The 19,605-nt window shown below is 70.5% G+C and carries 19 protein-coding genes and 2 pseudogenes; 16 read left to right on the top strand and 5 right to left on the bottom strand.

Annotation, left to right across the window (positions count from 1 at the left end; translation table 11 throughout):
• Positions 1-14: 14 nt before the first annotated feature.
• The 4 genes from JKV81_RS13940 to JKV81_RS13925 all read left to right on the top strand — a co-directional run bounded on the left by JKV81_RS13940 (position 15) and on the right by JKV81_RS13925 (position 2,246).
• Positions 15-620: a TetR/AcrR family transcriptional regulator gene (locus JKV81_RS13940; RefSeq protein WP_129260021.1), complete on the top strand. Its 606-nt coding sequence runs from the start codon at positions 15-17 to the stop codon at positions 618-620.
• The gene (locus JKV81_RS36825) at positions 554-1,030 is read left to right on the top strand and encodes an MMPL family transporter (protein ID WP_202076139.1); all 477 of its coding nucleotides are present in this window, start codon (positions 554-556) and stop codon (positions 1,028-1,030) included. Before JKV81_RS13940 ends, JKV81_RS36825 begins: the two co-directional genes overlap by 67 nt.
• 3 nt (positions 1,031-1,033) lie before the next feature.
• Positions 1,034-1,174, top strand: coding sequence for a hypothetical protein (locus JKV81_RS13930; RefSeq protein ID WP_164992612.1), 141 nt, complete (start codon positions 1,034-1,036; stop codon positions 1,172-1,174).
• Between the two features lie 181 nt (positions 1,175-1,355).
• A complete protein-coding gene (locus JKV81_RS13925) occupies positions 1,356-2,246 on the top strand; it encodes a hypothetical protein (RefSeq protein WP_129260019.1) in 891 nt (296 codons plus the stop codon).
• A gap of 132 nt (positions 2,247-2,378) precedes the next feature.
• On the opposite strand, the pseudogene JKV81_RS13920 reads toward JKV81_RS13925, so the two are convergent.
• Positions 2,379-2,711, bottom strand: a pseudogene (locus JKV81_RS13920) (nitroreductase family protein); the annotation flags it as partial.
• A 143-nt stretch (positions 2,712-2,854) separates the two neighbouring features.
• On the opposite strand from JKV81_RS13920, the gene JKV81_RS13915 reads away from it, so the two are divergent.
• The gene (locus tag JKV81_RS13915) at positions 2,855-3,451 is read left to right on the top strand and encodes a hypothetical protein (RefSeq protein ID WP_202076133.1); all 597 of its coding nucleotides are present in this window, start codon (positions 2,855-2,857) and stop codon (positions 3,449-3,451) included.
• Positions 3,452-3,570: 119 nt separating this feature from the next.
• On the opposite strand, the gene JKV81_RS13910 is transcribed toward JKV81_RS13915, so the two are convergent.
• Both JKV81_RS13910 and JKV81_RS36250 read right to left on the bottom strand, forming a co-directional pair.
• Entirely contained in the window at positions 3,571-4,095 is a 525-nt protein-coding gene (locus JKV81_RS13910) for a DinB family protein (protein WP_129260018.1), read from the bottom strand.
• On the bottom strand, positions 4,092-4,589 hold the full coding sequence (locus JKV81_RS36250; RefSeq protein WP_129260017.1) for an SRPBCC family protein: 498 nt from the start codon (positions 4,587-4,589) through the stop codon (positions 4,092-4,094). Before JKV81_RS36250 ends, JKV81_RS13910 begins: the two co-directional genes overlap by 4 nt.
• Positions 4,590-4,757: 168 nt before the next feature.
• Here JKV81_RS36250 and JKV81_RS13905 point away from each other — a divergent pair.
• Positions 4,758-5,813: pseudogene (locus JKV81_RS13905) on the top strand (alpha-amylase family glycosyl hydrolase); the annotation flags it as partial.
• Between the two features lie 67 nt (positions 5,814-5,880).
• On the opposite strand, the gene JKV81_RS13900 reads toward JKV81_RS13905, so the two are convergent.
• Positions 5,881-6,756 (bottom strand): carbon-nitrogen hydrolase family protein, encoded by an 876-nt coding sequence (locus JKV81_RS13900; RefSeq protein WP_202076131.1) that lies wholly within the window; start codon positions 6,754-6,756, stop codon positions 5,881-5,883.
• Positions 6,757-6,932: 176 nt separating this feature from the next.
• Between JKV81_RS13900 and JKV81_RS13895 the strand changes: the two genes are divergently transcribed.
• The 3 genes from JKV81_RS13895 (at position 6,933) to JKV81_RS13885 (ending at position 10,866) form a co-directional block, all read left to right on the top strand.
• Positions 6,933-7,844, top strand: coding sequence for a LysR family transcriptional regulator (locus JKV81_RS13895; RefSeq protein ID WP_129260014.1), 912 nt, complete (start codon positions 6,933-6,935; stop codon positions 7,842-7,844).
• Between the two features lie 92 nt (positions 7,845-7,936).
• Positions 7,937-9,298 (top strand): histidinol dehydrogenase, encoded by a 1,362-nt coding sequence (hisD, locus tag JKV81_RS13890; protein WP_202076130.1) that lies wholly within the window; start codon positions 7,937-7,939, stop codon positions 9,296-9,298.
• A 131-nt stretch (positions 9,299-9,429) separates the two neighbouring features.
• Positions 9,430-10,866, top strand: coding sequence for an amino acid permease (locus JKV81_RS13885; protein WP_202076128.1), 1,437 nt, complete (start codon positions 9,430-9,432; stop codon positions 10,864-10,866).
• A 31-nt stretch (positions 10,867-10,897) separates the two neighbouring features.
• Here the strand turns inward: JKV81_RS13885 and JKV81_RS13880 are convergent, their stop codons facing one another.
• Complete coding sequence (locus JKV81_RS13880; RefSeq protein ID WP_268980725.1) at positions 10,898-11,977, bottom strand: LacI family DNA-binding transcriptional regulator; 1,080 nt, start codon at positions 11,975-11,977, stop codon at positions 10,898-10,900.
• A 134-nt stretch (positions 11,978-12,111) separates the two neighbouring features.
• On the opposite strand from JKV81_RS13880, the gene JKV81_RS13875 reads away from it, so the two are divergent.
• The 7 genes from JKV81_RS13875 to JKV81_RS13845 all read left to right on the top strand — a co-directional run bounded on the left by JKV81_RS13875 (position 12,112) and on the right by JKV81_RS13845 (position 19,585).
• A complete protein-coding gene (locus JKV81_RS13875; protein WP_236056568.1) occupies positions 12,112-13,260 on the top strand; it encodes a cupin domain-containing protein in 1,149 nt (382 codons plus the stop codon).
• A gap of 5 nt (positions 13,261-13,265) precedes the next feature.
• On the top strand, positions 13,266-14,027 hold the full coding sequence (locus tag JKV81_RS13870; RefSeq protein WP_307820534.1) for an alpha/beta fold hydrolase: 762 nt from the start codon (positions 13,266-13,268) through the stop codon (positions 14,025-14,027).
• Between the two features lie 45 nt (positions 14,028-14,072).
• Positions 14,073-15,383, top strand: coding sequence for a histidinol dehydrogenase (gene hisD, locus JKV81_RS13865; RefSeq protein ID WP_202076126.1), 1,311 nt, complete (start codon positions 14,073-14,075; stop codon positions 15,381-15,383).
• Positions 15,380-16,153: an SDR family NAD(P)-dependent oxidoreductase gene (locus JKV81_RS13860; RefSeq protein WP_202076123.1), complete on the top strand. Its 774-nt coding sequence runs from the start codon at positions 15,380-15,382 to the stop codon at positions 16,151-16,153. Before hisD (JKV81_RS13865) ends, JKV81_RS13860 begins: the two co-directional genes overlap by 4 nt.
• The gene (locus tag JKV81_RS13855; protein ID WP_307820533.1) at positions 16,150-16,935 is read left to right on the top strand and encodes an HpcH/HpaI aldolase family protein; all 786 of its coding nucleotides are present in this window, start codon (positions 16,150-16,152) and stop codon (positions 16,933-16,935) included. Before JKV81_RS13860 ends, JKV81_RS13855 begins: the two co-directional genes overlap by 4 nt.
• Before the next feature lie 195 nt (positions 16,936-17,130).
• A complete protein-coding gene (locus JKV81_RS13850; protein WP_307820532.1) occupies positions 17,131-18,492 on the top strand; it encodes an MFS transporter in 1,362 nt (453 codons plus the stop codon).
• A 94-nt stretch (positions 18,493-18,586) separates the two neighbouring features.
• Positions 18,587-19,585 carry a nuclear transport factor 2 family protein gene (locus JKV81_RS13845; RefSeq protein ID WP_202076121.1) on the top strand — a complete coding sequence of 333 codons (999 nt, stop codon included), beginning with the start codon at positions 18,587-18,589 and terminating at the stop codon, positions 19,583-19,585.
• The last annotated feature ends 20 nt before the right edge of the window (positions 19,586-19,605 follow it).

The raw sequence follows: 19,605 nt of genomic DNA, 5'->3' as shown, positions 1-19,605 counted from the left end.
AAACAGGAGGCGCCGTGCCCACACCTTCACCCCAGCCCGAGCTCCGAGCCGACGCACGGCGCAACTACGAACGGCTGGTCAGCTCCGCTCGCGAAGTCTTCGCTGCACGGGGAGTCGACGCTCCCATGGACGACATCGCCCGCCACGCCGGCGTGGGGAACGCGACTCTCTACCGCCGCTTTCCGACCCGCGAGGCATTGCTGCAGGCCGTCCACCGCCACCAGATCGAGGCCCTGTACGCACGCTCGCAGGAACTGCTCGCCGCACGATCCCCGGACACGGGACTGGAGACCTGGCTACGGGAGCTTGTCGTACAGGGGAGCACGTCACGCAGTCTGGCGACGACACTGATGCTTGCCCTACGCGATGAGGGCTCCGACGTTTCCTGGTGCCGGGAGACGATGTACTCCGCAGCGGCGGCCCTGCTCGACCGGGCCCAGCAGGCGGGTTCGATCCGCGCCGACGTCGCAGTGGGCCAGGTACTCAAGCTGGCCAACGCCATCGCCTTCGTCACCGAATGTGAACCCGACGGTGAAGAGCAGGCTGATCAACTATGTGCAGTGGTGATGGACGGTCTGCGGCACCGGCGGAGCCTTGGCACTTCAAACGAACGTCCCTAGGGCGTGTTTTGCTTGCGCCCGCTGCCCCTCTTCGCCGCTTCGAAGCCTCGCGAGTCCTTCCGGCAGGCCCCTGCCCGTGGCCCCTTCTTGCGGCCGCCGACGGCGTCTCGCGTCCGGCGCGGTGCGAGCGGCAAGCCTACGAGGTCTGCCCGGTCAGCCGGATGCGGGAGTCCTACGTCCGCGACGGCCGACCCCGCGAGGCGGTTGTGACCGGCTTCGCTCACAGCGCCCGGGTCGTCACCGCCGCCGCACTGATCATGATCAGCGTCTTCAGCGGCTTCGTACTGTCGGAGTCGACGATGCTCCAGGCGTTCGGACTCTCGCTGGCCGCGGCCGTCTTCTTCGACGCCCTCGTCGTACGCATGACCATCGTGCCTGCGGTCATGGCCCTGCTGGAGCACCGTGCCTGATGGATGCCCGGCCCGCTGGACAGTCTGCTGCCGGACATCGACATCGAGGGCGAAGCCGAGGAGACGCGACGCCTGCCCAGGCCCCGCCCCTCCGTGCCCGGCCCGGGCGACGCTCGGTCGGCGAACGATCCCCGGCTGCTCTGACCATCCGCCACCACCGGTCTTGCCACTCCTCAGAGCTCGTCAGGTCCGTTTCAGGAAGCTGGCGCAGGACGCCGACTGCTCGTCACGATGATTGCCCTTGCAGCGACTTGACGCCATGTCGAATGCAAGGTACACGTCAAATGCTACCCTCCTCCCCTTATCCACAAAGGAGAGGCACCAAGTGAAGAAACTGCTGAGTTTCGCGTCCACACTGGCACTCTTGACCGGGATCGCCATTTCCTCGACACCGTCCGCCCACGCCGCTACGGACAGGAGTGGGGCGGAACGGCTGAACATCCCGAACAGCAGCGCATGCAGGGCAGGCCGCACCGTCATGCAAGGCATGGCCACGGGGTCGGGCGGCCAGCTCTACATCATTTTCACCAAGGCGGGCGGGAAGGATCCGGTCCTGTCCAGATGGTTGCGCGACGGCTCGACCTGGGACGGCACCAGCTGGACCTGCGCCGGGGCGCCGACCTCCATACCGGCACTCGGCCATGGCAACGACCTCGCCTACCATCCGAACTATCAGGGCCAGGGTGCCGCCCTGATTGCCACCCAAGGAAGTCAATCGGCGTACCCGAGCGCTGATGTCACGATCATTCACCTGGACTCGTCGGGATCTGTTGGCGCAAGCGAGGTTGTCCACCTGCCCATCGGCAATATCAGCGGCCTCTGCTACAGCGCGACGGCGGCCGGCGGAGCCGGCAAATACGCTGCCCGCCGCTTGGGGAACCTGTGGACCCATCCCGGTGCCGGTTCACTGACGAGCGGATGGACGCTGGTGAAAAGCAACCTGACGAGTCACGACAATCGTTCCGACCAAGGCATCGACTGCTCCGAGAACTACATCTGGAACACCAAGTCCATCAACAGTTCAACGCCCGACACCGGATGGAACTGGGTGTACCAGTACAACTGGTCCGGAGGTGACGTGGAGAGCGATATCGGGATTCCCGGGAACAACCTGACCGACGAGATCGAAGATGTTACGCACGTGGGGGGCGACTTCTTCGTCGGCGTCAACCGAAACGGCGGGAGCGCCGACTCCGTGAAGGTCTTCACCGAGTGATTTCCTCCCCTCCGTACGCGGGCCGCTACCAGAGACGGACTTAACGACCTCTCGGTAACGACCCCTCGGTGCAGAGCGAGGAGAGCGGTGACGCCTGTGAGGGCCGGGTGCTGCGGGCAGCGAGTTCGTCCGTCACTCCCCCGGTGACCAGGCAGCGGAGCGCAAGTACGCGACGCTGTGCCGGGCCCGGCCCTCCGGCGGTCCGCCGGCCGCCTTGCCCACTGCGACCATGGAGATGATCGCCCAACCCGGGTTCGGGTCCAGCTCCTTGGTCAGCCCTTCCTTGTCGAAAGCCCGAAATTGATGCGCGGCCAATCCGATGGCCTGGGCCTGAACAGTCATATGGGCGACGGCCTGGCCCAGGTCGTAATCCGCGAACTCGGAGTAGAGCACCTCCGAGTCATCGACGTACCGGCGCGTCAGCGTCACCACCAGCAGGCCCGCATCCATCGCCCAGCGGGCCGAGCACCGCCGCCAAGGTCACCGGCTGGCTCACCTTCATCGAGGCCCGGCTCCGCAACCCGGGCGGTGTCGCACTGGGCATCAGCAGCTGTGAGGCAGCAGGGTTCTCGCTCTGGGACGCGGCCCCAGTCTCAGGTGACGCCAAAATGCACTACGCCCACTTCAAGATCATCCACGCCAAGCCCGAAGTCTGGCCCGCCAGGGTACGCCTGGAGGGCCTGACGTACGAGACCCTCGCCCCGCGCCTGCCAGCCGCACAACGACTCGCCCTACTCGAGCGAGACGAAGACGGCTTCGTGCAGCACGCCTACGAGCAACTCGCGGCCTCGTACCGCCGCGTCGGTGACGACGCCGAAGCCCGTGCGGTCCAACTCGCCAAGCAACGCCGGCACCGGACCACGCTGCTTTGGCACGGCAAACTCTGGGGCTACCTCCAGGACGCTACTGTCGGCTACGGTTTCCGCCCCCTCCGTGCCATGGCCTGGCTCCTGGCTCTTTTGCTCCTCGGCTCAGTCGCCTACGGACTGAACCAGCCGCCCGCGGCCGAGCGGGGCAAAGGCCCGGACTTCAACCCTGTCATCTATGCCCTTGACCTCCTCCTGCCCATCATCGACTTCGGCCAGGACAAGGCATTCGCTCCCACCGGCCTTTACCAGTGGCTGTCCTATCTTCTGATCGCGGCAGGCTGGATCCTCGCCACAACCATCGCCGCCGGAGTGACCCGCAATCTCAACCGCCAATAACCTGTCCTGCCTGCAAGCCTTGACGTCGCCAGACCGTCTGCTGGTCAACCGCCATCCGCTATGAGGCGGCCGTCGCAGTCCACAGCGAGTGGCTGTGCCCAGCACTTTCGCAACAGGCCCTAGGCCGTGTCCGCAATGTCGGCGTAGGGGTTGCCGCCGAGCCAGGTGGTGTCGTCGATCAGTTCGCGCACCGCATCTAAGTGACCGCTGTGGCAGGCAACTTCAGTGAGCACGTGGATCAGGATGTGTCGCACGTCAGGCAGCTGCCAGGTCGGCCAGATCTCCATGGGCCAGGCAGCAGGCTTCTGTTCGGGCGCGGCGGCAGCGAGTACGGCGTCCGCGCGCGCGATGGTCGCCCGATAGTCGGCGAAGACCTCCTCGGCGCTCATCCCCTCGGGTACGTACCAATGCGCCTCCGCCCCTGCCGTGAGCTGTCCGGCCACGTCCGGTTCGCCCGCGATCACCCCGGGGAACCAGAAGCGTTCGACATCCAGGGTGAGGTGGCGCAGCAATGCCAGGCAGCTCCAGCCGCTGGGCAGCACCGGCCGCCGCAGATCCTCCTCCGAGAGCCCTTCGAGGATCCCGAGGACGTGCTCGCGCTGGCGGTCCAGGGCGCCCTTGAGGGCGTCGAGTTCGGCGTTCACCGGCCGGCGCTCAGTTCGGCGAGGCGTTCCAGGGTGCTCACCATTTGCGTCTGCCACCAGGCACGCCCGCTGTCCACTTCCGCGCGCTTGTCCTCCGGCATGCGCGAACCGTCGAAGATCTCAGTCACCACCGTCGCTCCGGCGCCGTCCGCGAGCAGGTCGAAGATCCACCGATGGCCCCACGCGGCCTCTTGCTCGGTGGCGTCCGGGTGCCCGCGACCGGGCCTCGGCTCCCAGCCGATGCGGCGGTCCGGCTCGTACTCGAAGACATGGTTGTTCATCTCGTAGTCGCCGTAACGCTCGTAGTGCATCCGCATCACGAAGACGTCCCCCACGCCCGAGACCACGGCGTCGCAGACGCCACCACGCAGCATCCCGGAGCCGTCGAGGTCCGGGTGCCGCCCGGGGTCGGCCAGGATCCGCAAGATGTCCTCCGCCGGGGCCTTGATGCGCCTGGACACCACCACCACGGGCTTGCCTGTCGTACTCGTCATCCGCGCGCCTCCGGTCAACCGCAGAGCATGAACCTGTACTCCGCTTGGACGCTACACCGGGGGTACGACAACCAACTGGCCGAGTACGTACGAGCCTCGCCCTACGCGCACTCCCACAGAACCAGTTGTGTCGCCGGCACCACTGGGCGCGCCCTGATCCTCGTACGGCGCGTCGATGTCGCCCACGGCCTCGCCAAGGATCTGCGCGCACCGTTGCGCGACCTCGGTGACCAGCAGAGCTACCAGCCCGACGCCCTGCCGCTCGACGGCAGTCACCCGCTGTGGGTCTACCGTGGCTGGCGCCAGGTGTTCAACACGTACGACCCGCCGCGCTTCGCCGTCGCGGAGGCCTGGGTGGGCACCTCACGGCGCATGGCCTACGCCTCGGCCGACGGGCTGGGCCAGGCGTTCAACTTCGACTTCCTCGGCGCACGGCTCGACGCCGACGAGATGCGCGCCACCATCGACACCGCGCTCGCCGACGCCCTCGACGCCGGTGCGACGAGCACCTGGGTGCTCTCCAACCACGACGTCGTACGTCATGTCTCGCGCTACGCCCTGCCCGGCGACCACGGCAAGCGCGACATCTGGGCGTGGCTGCTCACCGACGGCCGGGAGCCGGCCCCGGACCTGGCTGCGGGTGACTGCAAGGCGCGGGCCGCCGCGCTGCTGATGCTGGCGCTGCCCGGTTCCGCGTACGTCTACCAGGGCGAGGAGCTGGGCCTGCCCGAGGTCGCCGACCTGGACCGCGCGGACCTCCAGGACCCGATGTGGGTACGCAGCGGCGGACGCGTCAAGGGACGCGACGGCTGCCGGGTCCCGCTGCCGTGGACCGCCGACGGCAGCAGCTTCGGGTTCGGTTCGGGCGGCTCGTGGCTGCCGCAGCCTTCCGGCTGGGGCCGTTACGCCGCGGAGGCGCAGCGCGGGGACGAGGGCTCCTTCCTGGAGCTGTACCGGGAGGCTCTGCGACTGCGTCGCACCCTGGTCGCGGACGAGACGCTGGTATGGGCGGACCCGCGGGAGCCGGTGCGTCAGGGGCTGCTGCACTTCGAGCGGACCGGGGGCTGGCAGACCGTCAGCAATCTGTCCGACGAGCCCGTGCGGCTGCCGCGGGGAGAGGTCCTCCTCGCCTCCGCGCCGCTGACCGGTGACGCGCTCCCGCCGTGGACCACCGTCTGGCTGCGGACCGAGGCCGCGTCCTCCGGTTCTTCGTCCGGCCGCTGAGGCACGGAGCCCCGGCCGGTGAGGTACGCCGTCCGGCCGGGGGTGTCCTCATCGGGCGCGGCGGTTCTCACGGCCGGGCTTCGCGGCGCCAGCGTTCCGGGTCGATCGTCCCCGCGTACAGGGGGAGTTCGAGCGGGGGCTGACCGTCCGTGAACGGGTCCCACACCCGGGTGAGGCCCGCCGTTCCCCGGGCGCGCACCCTCCGTGCCTCGGCGAGGTCCAGCACGTCCGTCAGGACCTCCGCCGGACCGGGCCCGGCCTCGGCGCGCGTATGCCCCTCGGGGTCCACGACGACGCTGCGGCCGATGCCGTCCGGCGACGCCGCGTTGAGGCTGGCCATGAACACCTGGTTCACGATCGCGTTGGCCTGTGCCAGCACGACCTCCTGGGCGCGGTCGACGGTGGGGGTGCGCACCAGGTTGAGCACGAGGTCGGCGCCCTGCCAGGCCAGGTGGCGGGTGGTCTCGGGGAACCAGGCGTCGTAGCAGATCGTCAGGCCCACGCGTCCGTGGCCTTCCAGGTCGAAGACCACGAAACTGCTGCCGGACGCCGTGGTCTCGTACGGCCGCCACGGGAAGATCTTGCGGTACTCGGCGACCCGTTCGCCGGAGGGCGAGTAGACGGGGGCGGTGTTGTAGATCCGGCCGTCCGCGCCCTGTTCGTAGACGCTGCCGGGCACGAGCCAGATGCCCAGTTCGCGGGCGAGGGCGGCGAGTCGGGTGCCACGGGGGCCGTCCAGCGGCTCGGCCGCCTCGGTCATGACCGTCCCGGGGTCCTCGCCGGGCCCGTGACCGCACAGATGCAGCTCCGGATAGGCGAGCAGGCGTACGTCGGGGTGCGCCTCGACGACACGGCGTACGTCGGCGGCGAACGCCTCCGAGTCGTCGGCGGTGTGGTGGAGCGCGGCCGTCTGGACGAGGCCGATCGTCAGGGGGACCGTCATCGGGGGCAACTTTCGCGCAGGGGGGTGGCCCGTGGTGTCCGGGGCGCTGACGAGCCAATCATCAGGTCTGCCGCAGGACAAGATCCCATCACCCAGCGCGATCCACAGGGAGACCCAGTGGCTCCGTGGTAGAACGAGGGCCACCGGCCCACCGAACACAGGACGCGGAGATTCGTATGACCCTCACCCAGCTGAGGGCCTTCGTCGAGGCGGGGCGACTCGGGTCGTTCACCGCGGCGGCGCAGGCCATGGACATCGCCCAGGCGTCGGCCTCCGAACTGGTGCGGCGCCTGGAGACGGAGCTCGACGCCGAACTGTTCGCGCGGGGCAGCCGCACCCTGACCCTGACCTCGGCCGGCCAGGAATTGCTGCCGTACGCCCAGCAGGCGCTGGAGGCCGCCGAGGGCGGGACGCGGGCGGTGCGCTCGCTGGGGTCGCTGGGCGGCGGGACCGCCACGTTCGGGGTGCTCCGCAACGCGGACTACTACCTGCTGTCCAACCTCGTCCAGATGTTCCACGCCCGGTATCCGTCGGTCAGGGTCAGGCTCGTGGGGCAGAACTCGTCGGAGACCGCGGCCGCCGTGGCCGCGGGCCGGATCGAGGCGGGACTCGTGGTCCTGCCGATCGACGACGAGGGGCTGGTGGTGACCCCGCTCCTGCGCGACGAGGTGTTCTACATCAGCGCGAGCGAGGAACGGACCCGCGTCCCGGTGACGATGGAGGCGTTCGCCCGGGCCCCGCTGGTTCTCTACGACGCCCATTACGGCTGGCAGGACCCCACCCGGCGGCAGCTCGCGGAGCGGGCCCAGCTCGCCGGGGTCGGCATCGATCCGCTCATCGAGCTGGAGCGTGTGGAGGCCGCGCTGGGCCTGGTGGCGGCCGGGGTGGGCGACACGATCGCCAGCCGGGCGGTGGTCGCCGGTCCGGCGTTCCCCCCGGGGCTGCACACCGCCTCGTTCGCCGACCCCCTCTACGACACGATCGCCCTCGTGAAGCGGCGGGGGCATCCGCTGTCGCGGGCCACCCGAGAGCTCGCCCGGCTGGCCGAGGACACCCTGCGCGAACTCCGTACCGACCTCGGTCTCTGAGCCGGAGCCTCCCATGGGTCAGGGAAACCCTGTGGATGGGACAGGAATCGCCCCTCTGGTCCTGTGGCAGCGTGGCGTCTAGCGTCCCTGCCATGCAGATCACGCACGACGAAGCACAGGCCCTCCCCCCGTTCCAGTGGCTCAAGAAGCCGTCCGTGGACGGTCCCCCCGCCCAGCGCGACCCCAAGGTGGTCGAGCGGGTCTCTCAGATGCTGAAGGAGATCGAGCACAAGGGCATGGACGCGGTGCGCGCCTACGCCCAGGAGCTGGACGGCTGGTCCGGCGACGTGGAGATCGGGGCCACCGAGCTCAAGAAGTCGGGGGACGCCCTGCCCCCGGACGTCCGCACCGCCCTGGAGATGGGCTACGAGCGCACCCACCGGTTCGCCTCCGCGCAGCGCGAGCACCTGACGGACTTCGAGGTCGAGGTCGCCCCGGGTGTCGCCGGCGGCCAGCGCTACGTCCCCGTCTCGCGGGTCGGCGCGTACCTGCCGGCCGGCCGCTTCCCGCTGCTCGCCAGCGCCTTCATGACGGTGAACGTCGCGAAGACCGCCGGTGTGCCCACGGTGCTGGCGTGCACTCCCCCCTCGGGTGAGCACGGCGCGCACCCCGCCGTCCTGTACGGCGCCTACCTGTCGCGCGCCGACCGGGTGTTCGCGCTCGGCGGCGTCCAGGCGCTCGGCGCGATGGCCTTCGGCCTGCTCGGCGAGGCGCCGGTCGACATGCTGGTCGGCGCGGGCAACGCGTTCGTCACCGAGGCCAAGCGGCAGCTGTTCGGCCGGGTCGGCATCGACCTGCTGGCCGGCCCCTCCGAGGTCGCCGTCATCGCCGACGACAGCGCCGACCCCGAGTGGGTCGCGGCGGACCTGCTGGGCCAGGCCGAGCACGGACCCAACTCGCCCGCCGCGCTGATCACCACGTCCGAGAAGCTGGGGCGCGCGGTGATCGCGGAGATGGACCGCCAGCTGGAGTCCCTGGTCACCCGGGACATCGCCGGCCCCGCGTGGCGTGACTTCGGGTCCGTCGTCGTGGTGGACGACCGGGCCGACGCCGTCGCCGTCGCCGACGTCATCGCCCCGGAGCACCTGGAGATCCAGACCGAGGACGACGACTACTACCTGGAGAACCTCTCCAACTACGGATCGCTGTTCATCGGGTCGTGGTCGACGGTCGCGTACTCCGACAAGGGCATCGCCGGCACCAACCACGTGCTGCCCACGGGCAAGACGGCCCGCTACAACGCGGGGCTCTCCGTCTCCCGCTTCCTCAAGCCGCTGACGTACCAGCGTGCCTCGAAGGAGGGGACCGCTTCCCTCGCCCCCGCCGTCGAGCGCATCTCGGCCTTCGAGGGGCTGGCCGCCCACGGCGCCACGGCGACGCTCCGCATCGACCGGATCGGGCGGACGTCCGGCGCGTTCGACGAGATCCCGGCCGCCCTGCGCGACCAGCTCTGACCGCTCTCCCGTGCCGCCGCTCCGCGTGCGGCGGCACGGGATCGCCGGTGCGCGCCCGTACGACCGCGCCCTTCGGCCGCGCCCCGGGCCGCACCGGCTCCCCCTGACTCCGCCCACACCCGAGGTCCCCCATGCGACATCGCCCGTCCGCGCCGTCCGCGCCTCCCGGAGGCGGGAGCGGCACCGCTCTCACCCAGGGCCTGAAGGGCCGCCAGATCACCATGATCTCCATCGGCGGGGTGATCGGTGCCGGCCTCTTCGTCGGTTCGTCCACCGCCGTGACCGCCGCCGGGCCTGCCGTCCTGATCTCGTTCCTGCTGGCCGCCGCGCTCGTGGTGCTCGTCATGCAGATGCTGGGCGAGATGGCCGTCGCCCAGCCGGACACAGGCTCCTTCTCCACCTACGCCGACCGCGCGCTGGGCCGCTGGGCGGGCTTCTCGATCGGCTGGCTGTACTGGTGGTTCTACATCCTCGTCATCCCCATCGAGGCCATCGCCGCGGGCGAGGTGATCGCCGGTCTGACCTCGGTCCCGAGCTGGATCCCGGCGCTCCTGGTGATCGCCGTCCTCGCGGGCAGCAATCTGCTCGCGGTGCGCAACTACGGGGAGTTCGAGTACTGGTTCGCCCTTCTGAAAGTCATCGCGATCGTGGCGTTCCTGGTCCTGGGTGTGCTCGCCGTGCTCGGTGTGCTGCCGGGCTCGGACACCCACGGCGTGTCGAACCTCTGGAGCCACGGCGGTTTCGCCCCGCAAGGCGCCATGGCCGTCATCGCCGGCCTGCTCACCGCGATGTTCAGCTTCCAGGGCAGCGAGATCGTCACCATCGCCGCCGCCGAGTCCGAGGAGCCGCGCAAGAACATCAAGAAGGCCGTCCGCGCCGTGGTCTGGCGGCTGGGCCTCTTCTACATCGGCTCGATCCTCATCGTTGTCTGCCTCGTGCCGTGGAACGCCGACGACCTGGCGGGCGGCTCCTACCAGGCGGCCCTCGACCGGATGAACATCCCGGGCGCCGCGTGGATCATGGACGTCGTCCTCGTCGTCGCCGTGAGTAGCTGCCTCAACTCCGCCGTCTACACCGCGTCCCGCATGATGTTCTCGCTGGCCGGCCGGGGGGACGCACCCGCCGCCTTCGCGCGTACGTCGCGGCACGGGGTGCCCAGCAACGCGGTCGTGGCCTCCACCGTCATCGGGATCGCCGCGGTGATCGCCAACTATCTGCTGCCGGACGTCTTCTCGTACCTCATCGCCTCCAGCGGCGCGATCGCCCTGATGATGTACATGGTCATCGCGCTCACCCAGTACGCGACGCGCCGCAAGGGCGGGCTGCCGGCCGAGGTCCGGATGTGGGGGTTCCCCTACCTCACCCTCGCCACGGTCGCCTTCATCGCCGGGGTGCTGGTGCTCATGGCCGTACTGCCGGGCCACCGGCTGGAGCTGTGGCTCTCACTGGGGCTCGCCGCCGCGCTCGTCGCGGTGGGGGTGGTGCGGCAGCGCCGGGCGGGTGCCCGCGGCGACGGCCCGGCAGTCGGCACCCGGGACGCGGTGCGGACACCGGAGCCGGCCGCCTGACCGGGCCGGGGCGGGTCGGCGGGCGCGGAGCTCAGCGGGCGCGGGCGTGCGTGGCGCGGGGGACGAACTCGGTGGGCAGCACAAGGCGTTCACCGGCCGGGTCGACCTCCTTGGCGATCCGCCGCACCAGCAGCCGCGCCGCCTGACGCGACAGCTCCCGCAGATCGTGCCGGACGGTGGTGAGCCGGAACACCTCCCAAGCCGCCATCGGGAGGTCGTCGAAGCCGATGACGGTGAGGTCCTCGGGGACCCTGACGCCCGCCGCGAGCGCGGCGTTCAGGACACCGATGGCGACGACGTCGTTGCCGCAGAAGACCGCTGTGGGCGGCTCGTCCGCATCGAGGAGGGCGGGCAGCGCGCTGTAGCCGGTCTCGTACTCGAAGGCCCCGCGCACCACCCGGCTCTCCGGAAGCCCTACGCCCGCCTCGGCGAGGGCCAGCCGGAAGCCCATCTCGCGCTCGCGCCCCGTCGTGGTGTTGGCGGAACCGAAGATCCCGGCGACACGCCGGTGCCCCAGGGCCGCGAGCTCCCGCGCGACGAGCCGTCCGCCGCCTTCGTTGTCGACGACGGAGGCGAAGTCGTCGCTGCGTCCGGTGTCGCGGTTGAGGAAGACGTACGGCATGCCCCGCCGGTCGAGCTGGGCCGGCAGCCGGGAGTCCGTGGTGGCGGTGGCGAGGACGACGCCGTCCATCGACTGGTCGAGCAGCTTCTCCTCGGCGACCGCCTCGTCGGACCGCTCGGTGATCAGCATCATCCGGTAGCCGAGGCTGCTCAGTTCGTCGTGGAGGGGGGCGATGACATGCGGGTAGAACGGGTTCGTCAGATCGGTGACGATGACGCCCACCCGCCGGGTGGCGCTCGTGGACAGCGTGCGCCCGGCCTCGCTCGGCACGTAGTTCAGCGCCTCGGCGGCCCGCCTGACCTTCTCGCGGGTGGCCCGGGACACACGGGGGTCGTCGCGCAGCGCGCGGGAGACCGTGGGCTGCGAGACACCTGCCAGCTTGGCCACGTCGTGACTGGTGATCCCCATCGGCTCTCTCCTCGTCGCCACCCGGAGCCGCCCGACCGCGCCTCCGGTCCAGTATACGTATGCCGTACACACGCCCCGCATCCCGCCGCCCGGGGCGTCGCGGCGCGTCCGGAAAAGCCCGCACCGACAATTACCTCACCCCTCCCCCTTGACATCCACCGCAACGGCGCCTGTCATGGAATGCATACGTATTCACACGCGAGGAGCAAGCAATCATGGCAGTCATGCCCGATGTCGTCGTATCACCCAGCGAGCTGGCCCGCCGCACGGTCCGGCGCAGCGACTTCGTCTCCTGCAACCAGGCGTTCATCGACTGCCGTACGCCCGGGTCGGACCGCAAGGAGAACTACGCGATGATCGGGCCGGGCGTCTCGCAGGCCGCCGGTCAGCACGTCAACCTACGGCTGCCGCACGGCTACAACATCGGTGCCGCCGCGATGCCGCACGGCATCACCAACAACCTCCATCTGCACTACACCGCCGAGGTGTTCGTCTGCACCGAGGGCGAGTACCTGCTGCGCTGGGGCGCCGACGGCACCGAGGGCGAACTCACCCTCAGGGCCGGCGACATCGCCTCCATCCCCACCTGGATCTTCCGCGGCTTCACCAACACCGGTCCGGACGACGGCTGGATGTTCACCGTGCTGGGCATGGACCACACCGGCGGCATCATCTGGGGCCCCTCGGTCCTGCGGGAGGCCGGGAAGCACGGTCTGTACCTCTCCGCGGACAACCAGCTGGTGGACACGGTCGCCGGCGACCCCCTCCCGCCGGAGTCCGAGCTGGTCAGCCCGATGGCGCAGGAGCACATCGACCGGCTGCGCCACTACACCCCCGACGAGATGAAGCGCCGCATCGCTGCCGCGGACGAGCTGGTCTTCTCCGAGCACCCCTTCCTCGACAGCACCCTGCCCGGCGGCGGCGCCCGGCTGAGCTGCGTCATCGGATACGGCATGACGGAGGACCCGCACCAGGAGCCCCGCGTGTTCAATCCGCACGGGCACAACGTCGCCTGGCTCCGCGCCGACCCGGGGCAGGGCGTCTCGGCGCACCGCCAGCACGAGACCCAGACCCTGATCGTGAAGGACGGCCTGTGGGAGGTCACCCTCAACCGCACCGACCCCCTGCCGGTCCGTCTCGGCCCCCGCGACATGCTCTCCGTCCCGCAGAGCGCCTGGCGCACCGTACGCAACGTCGGCGACGAGCAGGGCGACCTCCTCGTGGTCAACTCCGGTGACGGGCGGGTCCGTCTGGAGTGGGACGAGGAGGTGCACAAGAGCGCGGCGGACGCGGGCCTGGGCATCGACCACAACGGTTACGTCGCCCCGTACGCCCTGCTGCCCCGCTCCGCGCGCTCCTGGTGACCGGCGTGGAGCACGAGGGGGTGACCGGTGTGGAACACGGGGTCACGGACCGTCCGCTGCCGTTCGTCGTGGTGCCCGGGATGCTCTGCGACGCGAGCCTGTGGCGCGACGTCGGCTTCCCCGAGGGCCACCACGTCCACCACGTCGCCCTGCGGCGCGGGGACATCGGGGCGCTCGCCGAGGACGTGCTCGCCGCGGTGGCGGGTCCGTTCGTGCTGGTCGGGCTCAGCCTGGGAGCCATCGCCGGCTTCGAGGCGCTGCGCCGGGCGCCCGGCCGGATCGCGGGTCTGTGCGTGATGGCGACCAACGCCGGCCCGCCGCGTCCCGAGCAGTACGCGGCCTGGCGGGCGATGGACGAGCTGATCGCGGCCGGCCGGTTCGCGGACGTCGTCGAGCAGACGCTGCCGGACATGTTCCCCGACCGCACCCCCACGCCCGAGGCCGCCGGGCGCTACCGCGCCATGGCGCACGCGGTGGGCGCCACCGCCACCCGCGCCCAGCTCGCCGCGCAGGCCACCCGCACGGACGCGGCCCCCGCGCTGCGGACGGCCCGCTGCCCCACCGCCGTACTGGCCGGGGAGCGGGACGCCCTGTGCCCGCCCTCCTTCCACCGGGCGATCGCGGACGCGGTCCCCGGAGCCGCCCTGACCCTGCTGCCCGAGGCGGGACACCTGCTGCCGTGGCAGCGGCCGGAGGCGGTGACGGCCGCACTGCGCGCACTCGTCGCGGCCGCCGGCCGTACGGGACCGGCGCCCGCCGCTCCCTGAACGCACCACCCCCGCCCCCTTCATCCTCACCGGAAGAGAGCCGTCATGCCCCGACACCTCAAGTCCCCCGTCCCCGCCGCGCAGGTGAGCGCGGCCCGGGCCGATGTCGCCGAGCGCGTCCACGCCATCCTCGACGACATCCGCCGTCGCGGTGACGACGCGGTCCGTGAGTACTCCGAGCAGTTCGACAAGTGGAGCCCCGAGTCGTTCCGCCTGAGCGCCGACGAGGTCCGGCGGATCGTGTCCCAGGTGCCCGGCACGGTCCTGGACGACATCCGCTTCGTACAGCAGCAGGTACGTACGTTCGCGCAGGCCCAGCGTGACTCGCTGGCCGACGTCGAGATCGAGACGCTGCCCGGCGTCCGCCTCGGGCACCGGCACGTGCCCGTGGCCGCCGCCGGCGCGTACGTGCCCGGCGGGCGCTACCCGCTGACGGCGTCGGCCCATATGACGATCGTGACCGCCAAGGTGGCGGGCGTGCCCCGCGTCGCCGCCTGCACACCGCCCATCCGGGGCGAGATCCCCGCCGCGACGGTCGCCGCGATGCACCTCGCGGGCGCCGACGAGATCTACCTGCTGGGTGGTGTCCAGGCCGTCGCCGCGCTGGCCGTGGGCACCGAGACCATCGGCCGCGTCCCGATGCTCGCGGGACCGGGCAACGCGTACGTGGCGGAGGCCAAGCGGCAGCTGTTCGGCGAGGTCGGCATCGACCTGTTCGCCGGTCCGACCGAGATCCTGGTGATCGCAGACGAGAACGCGGACCCGTTCGTCGTGGCCGTCGACCTGCTGTCGCAGGCGGAGCACGGCCCGGACTCCCCCGCCGTGCTGGTCACGACCTCCGAGGAGTTGGGCCGCGAGGTCGAGCGGCACATCGAGCGCCTGCTGCCGGGCATGCCCACGAAGGACTTCGCCGAACCCGCCTGGCGCGACCACGGCGAGATCGTGGTGGCCGAGACCCTCGACGAGGCCTTCCGGATCGCCGACTCCTACGCCAGCGAGCACGTCGAGGTGCTGACCGAGAACCCCCGCCAGGCACTGGAGAAGATGCGCGACTACGGTGCGCTCTTCCTCGGTGAGGGCACCTGCGTCTCCTACGGCGACAAGGTCATCGGCACCAACCACGTCCTGCCCACCCGTGGCGCCGCCCGCTACACGGGTGGCCTGTGGGTCGGCAAGTACCTCAAGACGGTGACGTACCAGGAGGTCACCGACACCGCGTCGTCCGCACTGCTCGGCGAGGTGTGCGGCCGGGCCGCGCGCGTCGAGCTCTTCGAGGGCCATGCCCGCTCCGGAGACGTCCGCGCCGCCAAGTACGGCAAGGGCACCCTGCCGTGGAACGAGGAGGGTGCCGCATGAGCGGCCGCACCGCACCGCTGGCCGGTCGCACCGCTCTCGTCACCGGCGGCGGCAGCGGCCTCGGCCGGGCCGTGGCCGGGGCGCTGCTCGCCGACGGCGCCCATGTGGTGATCACGGGCCGCAACGAGGCCGCGCTCAAGGAGACCGCGGCGCACTTCGGCCCGCAGGTCTCGTACCGCGTCTGCGACGTCTCCCGCCCTGACGACGTCGAGGAGCTCGCCCGGGGGCTGGCCGGTGAGGAGATATCGATCCTGGTCAACAACGCCGGGATCGCGGGCCCGGTCGCCCCGCTGACCGAGATCACCCCGCAGGAGTGGGACGAGGTCTTCGACGTGAACGTGCGCGGGGTGTTCCTGATGTGCCGGGCCTTCCTTCCCGCCATGACCGCGCGGGGTGCGGGCGACGTCATCAACATCGCCTCGGTGTCGGGCAAGCGCCCGCTGCTTCGGCGTACCCCGTACTGCGCCTCGAAGATGGCGGTCATCGGCCTCACGACCACGCTCGCCGGCGAGGTCGGACCGCTGGGTGTCACGGTCAACTCGCTCTCCCCCGGGCCCGTCTCGGGTCCCCGCATGGAACGCAACTTCCGTCTGGAGGCGGAGCGCACCGGGAGCACCTACGCCCAGGCCGAGCAGGAGTTCGTCGGACGCTCCGCCCTGGGGCGGATGGTCACGGAGGCCGAGGTGGGCGAGGCCGTCACCGCGATGCTGCGCATGCGCGGACTGTGCGGGGCCGACATCGACCTCTCCGCGGGGATGGTGGCCCGGTGACCGCGCACCGCACACCGCGCCGCAGCCTCAAGCAGAGGCTGGCGGACGGCGAGCAGCTGCGGGGCGCCCTGCTGCGGCTCCCCTCGGAGACGCTGGTGGAGATGGCGGGTGTCGCGGGATTTGACTACGTCGTCATCGACTGCGAGCACGGCCCCGCCGACACCGCCCTCCTCCAGCAGCACCTCACGGCCGCTGCCGCGCAGGGGACCGATGTCCTCGTACGCGTCGGTTCGGCCGAGCCGGCGCTCGCGCTGCGCTGCCTTGACCTGGGTGCGGCCGGGCTGATCTTCCCTCATGTGGACAGCCACGAGGACGCGGCGCGGGCGGTGGCGGCCAGCCACTACGCGCCGTGGGGAGAGCGAGGCTTCGCCACCTACAGCAGAGCGGGCCGGTTCGGCACGGTCACGGCGGCCGACCATGTGGCCGCGTCCCGCGAGACCCTGGTCGTGGCGATGGTCGAGACCCGGCGCGCCTGCGAGGACGCCGAGGCGATCCTCGGCACCGAGGGGGTGGACGCGGTCCTGGTGGGCCCCGCCGATCTGGCCGTGGACTGTGGCTTCCCGGGGGCCGGCGTCGTCGAGGGGCTGACCGCGCGGGCACACGACGCGGCGCGGGCCCACAAGCGCGCGGTGATGACGATCGTGCCGAGCCTCGACGCCGGCCGGACCGCCGAGCGCCAAGGGGCGCAGCTCGTCCTCTACAACATGGCCCATGTCCTCATGGACACCATGCGCGCCCTGGCCGGGCCCGGCACGACGGACGCGGCCGACGCCCCTGCCTGACCGGTTCCGGGACAGCCGAGGACCCTGCCTGCGGCTGGGCGGCTCGCCTTTGTGCGCACCGCCCCGCCGGGCTCCCGGCTGCCGCTTTCCGGGGCCTCCGGCCCACTCCCGGCACACTCTTGACGCCCCGGACCCGGGTCCTGAGTGTTCTCGACCAGTTCATCTGATTCATACGTATGCACCCCCAATCCTCGCGTGATCGGAGCAGCCATGTCCGCCACGGCGCCACCCGGCCCAGCCGTCACCTCCCCCCAGGCCGACCCGAACAGGCGGAAGGCGGTGCGCCGAGCGATCGGCGCGGGAAGCATAGGTAATTTCGTCGAACAGTTCGACTACGGCCTGTACGGCTACATGGCGCCGATCATGGCTCCGGCGTTCTTCCCCGAGAGCGACAGGACCGTGGCGGTCCTGAGCACGTACGCGATCATCGCCGTCGCCTGCCTGTTCCGCCCGCTCGGCGGCACCCTCGTGGGCCGCTGGGGCGACCGGGTGGGCCGCAAGAAGACCCTGCTGTGGACCATCGTCGCCATGGGCGTGGCCACCGCCCTGATCGGCGCGCTGCCCACCTACCAGCAGATCGGCGTCGGCGCTCCGGTGCTGCTCCTGCTGCTGCGCGTCGTCCAGGGCTCCGTCTCCGGCGGCGAGTACGTCGGGGCCGTCGCGTTCATCGTGGAGTGGGCGGAGCCCAACCGGCGCGCCTACTACACGTCGTACGCCTCCAACAGCTGCTTCGTCGGTACCCTCGCCGGCGCCGGCACGGCGGCCCTGACCAGCTGGGTGTTCGAGGGCGAGGCCCTCGACTCGTACGGCTGGCGGATCCCCTTCCTGCTGGCGATCCCGCTCAGCCTGGTCGGGGTGTGGCTGCGCCGTCACATCGAGGAGACGCCGGAGTTCATCCGCGCGACCAGCGAGGGGACGGACGTCGTCAAGGACCCGATCCGTGAGGCGCTGCGCTCGCAGTGGCGGCCGATCCTGGTCTTCTGCGGGATATCGATCATGCTCGCGATCCTGTCCTACACCTGGGTCACCTTCTATCCCCAGTACCTGACCGACACACTGGGCCTGCCGCGGTGGATGGCCCTCACCTCCAACGCCATCTCCATCGCCGTCCTCATCCCGATGCTGCCGTTGGCCGGCATCCTGTCGGACCGTATCGGGCGCAAGCCGATGCTGGTCACCGGCGCCATCGCCTGCATCGTGCTGGTCCCGGTCGCCTTCATGGTCGGCGAGCACGGCACCTTCGGGACGGCCGTGGCCAGCCAGCTCATCTACCTCGTGCCGGAGTTCTTCCTCACGGGCATCGTGACCGTCTGCGCGGCCGAACTGTTCACCACCCGCACCCGGTTCAGCGCCAGCGCCATCGCGTACAACAGCTCGTTCTCCATCTTCATGGGCACCACGCCGTTCGTCGCGACCCTGCTGGTCAGCACCTTCGACACCATCTATGCCGTCTGGGCCTACCTGGCGGTGGGCGCGCTCCTGGCGCTGGCCGTCGTGAGCGCCTTCATGACGGAGACGTACCGGAGTCAGCTCGGCGCGGACAAGTTCGCCCGCTAGGCCTGCCGGGCGGTAGTTGCCCCCGGCTACCCTCACAACCAGCCATATGCATACGCATTCACACACGCACCACATCACCGAAACGGAAAGCACCATGGCCCTGGACCCTGTCGCGTACCTCCCTTACAAGGACCCGGACGACTTCATCCGCGAGGTGACCGACCGCATCTGGGTCGACCGCGACATCGCGCACATCGTCGACAACTACGAGCCCGACTCGATCGTGCACGCCAGCCTCGGCACCGTCGTCGGACGCGACGGCGTCATCGAGGGCAGCACGATCCGCATGGGCAGCACGCCGGGCCACATCGGCCAGGCCGAGGACGTGGTGTGGGAGGCGCGTGGCGACGACGCGTTCCTCAGCTCACACCTGGTCTTCTCCGCCGACGAGCACCTCGTGGACGGCCGCAACATCCGCATCCGCAAGCGCACCGTGGCCAACTGCCTCTACAGGCGCGGCCGGATGGTGGAGGAGTGGGTCGTGCGCGACGACCTCGCCGACTGTCTGCAGCGCGGCCAGGACCCGGCCGAGGCGGCCCGTGAGCTGACCTTCCAGGGGTACAGCGGCTCGATGCTCGACGAGCCGCCGCAGGACGTGCTGGTCAACGGGGTCAGCGGTGAGCGTCCGGACGAGTTCCGCCCCGAGTGCGAGATGGTGCTCCGGTTCATCGACGAGGTGTGGACGCAGCGTCAGCTGAACAAGGTCCACGACTACATGGACCGTGACCTGTTCCTCCACACGATCGGCGACCGGACGGTCATCCGGCCCGAGCGCTACCAGGCCGATCTGCTCGCCATGGTCGGCCCGTTCCCCGACGCACGGTTCGCGGTCCGGGACATCCAGACGAACTTCTCCCCGCGCTACGCGGGCCTGCGCGTGGCGGTCCTGTGGACCATGCACGGCACCTACCGCGGCACCCCGTCCTTCGGCCCGATCACCGGAAAGCCGGTCACGGTGCTCGGCGTCTCGCAATTCCTGATCCAGGAGGGACGCATCGTCAAGGAGGTCCGTGTCTACGACGAGATCTCGCTGCGTGCGCAGATCAACGCCGGCCGCGAGGAAGGCTCACAGGTGGAGGCCAACATCTACTGAGCACCCTCGATGCGGGCGGC

It is taken from the genome of Streptomyces silvae, assembly GCF_016745505.1.
GTDB lineage: Bacteria > Actinomycetota > Actinomycetes > Streptomycetales > Streptomycetaceae > Streptomyces > Streptomyces silvae.
The sequence above is the reverse complement of the archived record's forward strand: the minus strand, read 5'-3'. Positions and strand labels throughout refer to the sequence as shown.